General features: G+C 76.1%; 1 protein-coding gene. It reads right to left on the bottom strand.

Annotated elements, in window-relative coordinates; genetic code table 11:
• On the bottom strand, nt 1-218 hold a 218-nt coding region (locus ACAG20_RS21115; RefSeq protein WP_370494011.1), incomplete at both ends, for a hypothetical protein.

Raw genomic sequence — 218 nt, 5'->3', positions numbered from 1 at the left:
CTGGCCGCCCTCGCCGCCATCGCCGTTGGCGCCCGCAGCACCGTTGGTCGCCGTGCCGCCGGCACCACCAGCACCGGCCGCGCCACCGGCACCACCATCGCCGCCGTTGCTGCCGGTACCACCGTCACCACCGGCAGCGGTCGCGTCAGCACCGTCGAAGCCCTTACCACCGGCGCCACCATCGCCACCGTTGCCGCCCAGACCACCGGCGCCACCGG

It is taken from the genome of Mycobacterium sp. pW045, assembly GCF_041287085.1.
GTDB classification, from domain to species: Bacteria; Actinomycetota; Actinomycetes; order Mycobacteriales; family Mycobacteriaceae; genus Mycobacterium; species Mycobacterium algericum_A.
The sequence above is the reverse complement of the archived record's forward strand: the minus strand, read 5'-3'. Positions and strand labels throughout refer to the sequence as shown.